Below are 5,515 nucleotides of genomic sequence, written 5' to 3' on the forward strand. Positions count from 1 at the left end.
ACTGCTCAAACGACCATTACCCGAGTAGCTGCCACCCAGGTTGAGGTTGAGGCTGCCATCACTGGCGATCAGCCCCTCGTTGCTCCAGTTGCCGCCGCTGCCGGTGAAGGCCTCGCTGGCCAGCAACTGGCCGCTGGCGCTCTGGTTGAAGTGGTTGACGTTGACGGTCAGGCGCCCGGCCTGGATCACGTTGCTGTTGTCCCAGCTGTCGGCATTCAGGGTCAGGCCGCCCCGGGTGACGATGCTGCCCCCGGCGCCGGTGACGTTGGCGGTGGCGATGTCGAAGCTGCCGCGCCCCACATGCAGCAGGCTGCCGCCACCGTTGAGGAAGCTGCCAACCCCCAGGCTCAGGTCGCTGTTGGCGCTTTCCAGGGTGCCGTTGCGGTTGTCGAACTGCCCGCCGATCTCGAAGCGGGTGCTGCCGCTGCTGCCCAGGGCGCGCAGTTGGCCGGTCTGGTTGTCGAGGCTGGCGGCCTTGATTGCCAGGCTGCTGACGCTTTCGATGATGCCCAGGCGGTTGTTCAGGGCGCCGCGCAGGTCGAGGTCGATGCGCTGGCCGGCGATCTGCCCATCGTTGTCGCCGCTGTTGTCGAAGTTGCCGCCGCTGACCTTGACCAGGCCCTTGGCGTAGAGGCCGCCGTTGCGGTTGTCGAAGTCGCTGGTGGTGATCAGCGCATCGCCGTTCTGTGCGGAAATCCGCCCGCCGTAGTTGTCGATCCCGGCCAGGGCCTTGAGGGTCAGACGCTGGGCCTGGGTCACGCCGCCCTGGCGGTTGTTGTTCAGGTCGTAGCCGTTTTTCAGCACCCCTCGAAGTTCGGCGGTCATGGCTCCTTGCAGGCTGGAGAGCACGCCACCGCGGTTGTCCAGGGTGCCGGCGGCGATGTTCAGGTCGCCGTTCTTGGCCAAGATGCGGCCGCTCTGGTTGTCGATGTCGCCGCTGCTCAGGCTCAGCGCGCCCTGGCTCTGCAGCGTGCCCTTGGCGTTGGCGAGGCTGCCGGCCTGGACGCTCAGGCCGCCGTTCTGGCTGTAGATCAGGCCGTCGTCGCTGTTGTGCAGGGCGCCGTCGAGTTGCAGGTCGAGCTGCTCGTTGGCCGCGACGGTGCCGCGGTTGCGGTTGTCCAGGCCGCTGCCGAGCAGCGTCATCAGGCCCTGGCTGGCCATCTGGCCACCCTGGTTGTCGATCTGGCCGGCACGCTCGATACGCAGCGGGCCACCGCTGGCCAGCTTGCCGTTGGTGTTGGTCAAGGCGCCCAGGAGGTTGAGAGTCACCGCGGCATTGCCCTTGAGGCTGCCCTGGCTGTTGTCAAGCCGGCCGGCGTTGAGACTCAGCGCCTGCGCTGCGCTGATTGCCCCAGCGCTGTTGCCCAGGGTCTGGGCTTGCAGGGTCAGGGCCGCGCCGCTGTCGATCAGGCCGCCCTGGGCGTTGTTCAGCAGGCCGCTGACGTCGAGGGTCTGTTCACCGGCGCTGGAGAGGATGCCACCGCTGCTGTTGTCCAGGTTGGCCGCCGTCACGCGCAGGGCCTTCTGGCTGACCAGGGCCCCGGCGCCGCTGTTCTGCAGATCGCCGCTGACCTGCACCGCGAGCCCGCCACTGCGGCTGGACAGGGTGCCCAGGTTACGGTTGTCCAGGCTGCCCAGGTCGGCGTTCAGGCCCTGCCAGCCCGACACCAGGCCGCCCTGGTTGAGCAGTTCCCGGGCCTTGAGCTTCAGTTGCTCGTTGCTGATCAGTTTGCCGGCGCTGTTGTCCAGGCTGCGCGCTGTCAGGTCCAGGCCCTGGCGGCTGGAGACTTCACCGTTGCGGTTGTTCAGGTCGCGCAGGTGGGCAATGGTCAGGGAGCCGTCGGTGCTGATCAGGCCGTCGCTGTTGTTCAAGTCCCCGGTGGCGCTGCCCAGGTCCACGGCGATGGCGCTGCCCAGCAGCGAGCCGCCCTGGTTATCCACGGCAGTGCTGCCGATGGCCAGGCGGTCAACGGCATTGATCAGGCCTTGCTGGCTGTTGTTCAGCGCGCCGGCCAGTTGCAGGTCAAGGGCGCCGCGGCTGGTGAGAGTACCGCCGCTGTTGTCCAGGCTCGCGGCCCGCCCATCCAGGCTCGCAGCCGCGATCAGGCCCTTGAGGTTGCTCAGGGCCTGGTCGATGCGCAGGCTCAGGGCCTGGTTGCTCAGGACCTTGCCGCGGCTGTTGTCCAGGCTTTGCGCGGCCAGGGTGAAGGCTTGGGCCGAGGAAATCTCGCCGCCCTGGTTGTTCACTGCCTGGAGGTTCTTGAGCATCAGCAGCGGCGCGTTGATCAGGCCCTGCTGGTTGTTCAGTTGCCCCTGGTTCAAGTCCAGGGTCAGGGCGGTCTTGCTGAACAGTTCACCGCCCTGCTGCTCAAGGCCGCTGACACTGGCGTTCAGGGCGCCGCCGCTGGCGATCCGGCCGCCGTCCTGGTTGGTCAGTTGCGCGGTATTCAGGGTCAGGCTGGCACCGCTGTTCAGGCGTCCGCCGTGGCTGTTGTCCAAAGCCCCGGTGTCGACCTGGGCCGTGGTCTTGGCGCTGATGTTGCCCTGGTTGCGGTTATCCAGGCGGGCGCTGTTGAGCAGCAACCCGGCGTCGCTGAGGAGCACTCCGCCCTGGTTGAGCAGGGCACCATGGTGTTGCAGAGTCAGCGCCCCGGCGCTGGACACGCTGCCGCCGCTGTTGTCCAGGTCGCCACTCTTGAGGCCCAGGCTGCCTTCGGCACTGATCAGGCCCTGGCGGTTGTCCAGGTTGCCCAGCAGTTCGGCCTTGAGCTGTTGCTCGGTGAGCAGCGTGCCGCCGTGGTTATCCAGGCTGTCGCCATTGAGGGTCAGCCCGGCCTTGCCCGACAGCAAGCCCTTGCTGCGGTTGAGCACCTGGGCCACGGTCAGGCCCAGGCTGCCTTCGGCCAAAACCTTGCCGCCCTCACTGTTGTCCAGGCGGGCGCCTTCCAGCTTCACCCCAGCCTTGCTCGACAGTTCACCGCCCTGGTTGTCGATGGTCCCGACCTTGAGCGCCAGCCCTTGGGTCGCGCCGACCAGGCCGCCCTGGCGGTTATCGAGGCTGTCGGCGACCAGCTCCAGGTGCTGGGCAGCAATGAACTGCCCGCCCTGGTTGTTCAACACACCCACCTGGGCCTGCACATCGCTCTTGCCGGAAACCTGCCCCTGGCGGTTATCCAGCGTGCCGGCCTGCAGGTTCAATTGCTCATCGGCGAGCAACGTACCGTCCTGGTTGAGCAGGCTGCCATCGACCTTGAGATCTTGGGTTCCCCGGCTGCTGAGCAGCCCCTGGCGGTTGTCCAGGCTGTGGCTGTGCAGGTCCAGGGCCTTGGCCGACACCAGGCCCTTGAGGTTGTTCAGGGCCTGGTCGATGCGCAGGGTCAGGCCTTGCTGGCTGATCAGCTTGCCGCTGCTGTTGTCCAGGGTGCGGGCGGCCAGGCTGAAGGCCTGGGCGCTGGAGATTTCACCGCCCTGGTTGTTCACCTCGGCGAGGTTTTTCAGCACCAGCAGCGGGGCGTTGATCAGGCCCTGCTGGTTGCTGAGTTGCCCCTGATTCAGGTCCAGGGTCAGGGCACTCTTGCTGAACAGTTCGCCGCCCTGTTGATCGAGACCGCTGACGCTGGCGGTCAGGGCTTTTTCGCTGGCAATCCGGCTGCCCTGGCCATTGCTGACCTGGCCTGCGTTCAAAGCCAGGCGGTCGCCGCTGATCAGCCGCCCGCCCTGGGTGTTGTCGAAAGCCCCGGTGTCGACCTGGGCCGCCCCCTTGCTGCTGAGCAAGCCGCTGCGGCTGTTGTCCAGGCGCTGGCTGGTAAGACTGAGCTCATCGTCGGTGGTGATCGAGCCGCCGCGGTTGAGCAGCGCGCCAGTGCTGCTCAGGGCCAGGGCACCGGCACTGGTTACCTGGCCGCCAGTGTTGTCCAGGCTGGCGGTCCGGGCCGACAAAGTGCCTTCACTGCTGATCAGCCCCGCCAGGTTGTCCAGGGCCTGGTCCAGGCGAATATCCAGCCCCTGCCGGGCCACCAGGCTGCCTCGGGTGTTGTCCAGGCTCTGGCCGTCGAGGGTTGTCGCGCCCTTGCTGAACAACAGGCCCTGGTTGCGGTTGATGAGCTGCGCCACGTTCAGGCCCAGGTCGGTGCCGGCGAGAAGCTTGCCGCTGTCGCTGTTGTCCAGGCGTGCGCCTTGCAGGGCGAGCCCTTCGGCGCTGGAGATTTCACCCCCTCGGTTGTCGACCTCGGCCACTTCGATTTTCAGCGCTTTTGTGCTGCCTACCAGGCCGCCCTCGCGGTTATCCAGGGTGGCGCCCTTGAGGTCCAGGTCCCCCTGGGCCACCAGTTCGCCCCGTTGGTTGATGACCTGGGTGACCTGGGCCAGCAGGCCGCTCTTGCTCGAGAGCCGCCCACCACTGTTGTCCAGGCTGGTGGCCTCCAGGCGCACTGGGCCGGCGGCACTCAGCAGGCCGCCACGGTTATCCAGGTGCGTGCCTTTGAAGCTCAGGGCGGCCAGGCCGTTCAGCAGGCCCAACTGGCGGTTGTCGAGCTGCTCGACCTCAAGTTGCAGGGCCTTGTCTGCCCGCACCTTGCCGGCACGGTTGTCCAGGGCAGCGGCACGCAGGGTCAGCAGGTCCTTGCCGGTCAGGCTGCCGTTGCGGTTGTCCAGGCGCCCGGCCTGCAGATCGATCACGCCCTTGGCGCTGATCTCTCCCTGCTGGTTGTCCAGGAGGTCATCGACGCGCGCCGTCAGGCGGTCATCGCTGACCAGGCTGCCGGCCTGGCTGTTGTCCAGGCTGGCCGCCTTGAGCTCGACGCTCTTGGCGGACCCGAGCACGCCATTCTGGTTGTTCAGGTCCGCGCTCAGGTCGATGTTCAGGGCCTGATCACCACTGACCTGACCGTCGCGGTTGTCCAGGCGGGTGCCCTTCAACACGGTCGAGCCGAGGCTGGAGATTTCGCCCTCGTGGTTGTTCGCCGCGCCGCTCAAGGCCAGCGCCAGGCTATCCCGGCTGGTGAGAACGCCTTCGCGGTTGTCCAGGGTCGCCGCGCCGATCTCCAGGCCGCGAGCGGAAATCAGCCCGCCGACATTGCTCAGCGCCTGATCCAGGCGCAGGGTCAGGGCCTGGTTGCCGAGCAGTTTGCCGTGGCTGTTGTCCAGGCTGCGGGCGATCAGCGCGAAGGCCTGGGCACTGGAAATTTCACCTCGTTGGTTATCCACGCTGTCGAGGTTTTTCAGGGTCAGGCGAGGTGCGTTGATCAGTCCGCCCTGGTTGTCCAGGTGGCCCTGGTTCAGGTCCAGGCTCAGCTCGGTGACGCTGGTCAGGCGTCCGCCATTGCTCTGGTTCAAACCGCTCACGCTGGCGTTCAGTGCCTGGTTGCTGGCGATGCGCCCAGCGTTGCTGTTGTCCACCTGGCCGGCCTTGAGGTCCAGGGTTTGCAGGCTGACGAGCTGGCCGCCACGGTTGTTCACCGCACCGCTGGCATTCAGGCTCAGGTGCTGGCCGGCAGTCACCAGACCCGCAACGTTG

At 66.8% G+C, this 5,515-nt stretch carries 1 protein-coding gene; it reads right to left on the bottom strand.

What is annotated here, in order from left to right:
* The coding region (locus U873_RS0129760; RefSeq protein WP_025131719.1) for a hypothetical protein at positions 1-5,515 on the bottom strand (5,515 nt) is incomplete at both ends.

Source organism: Pseudomonas sp. PH1b, assembly GCF_000633395.1.
Taxonomy (GTDB): Bacteria; Pseudomonadota; Gammaproteobacteria; order Pseudomonadales; family Pseudomonadaceae; genus Aquipseudomonas.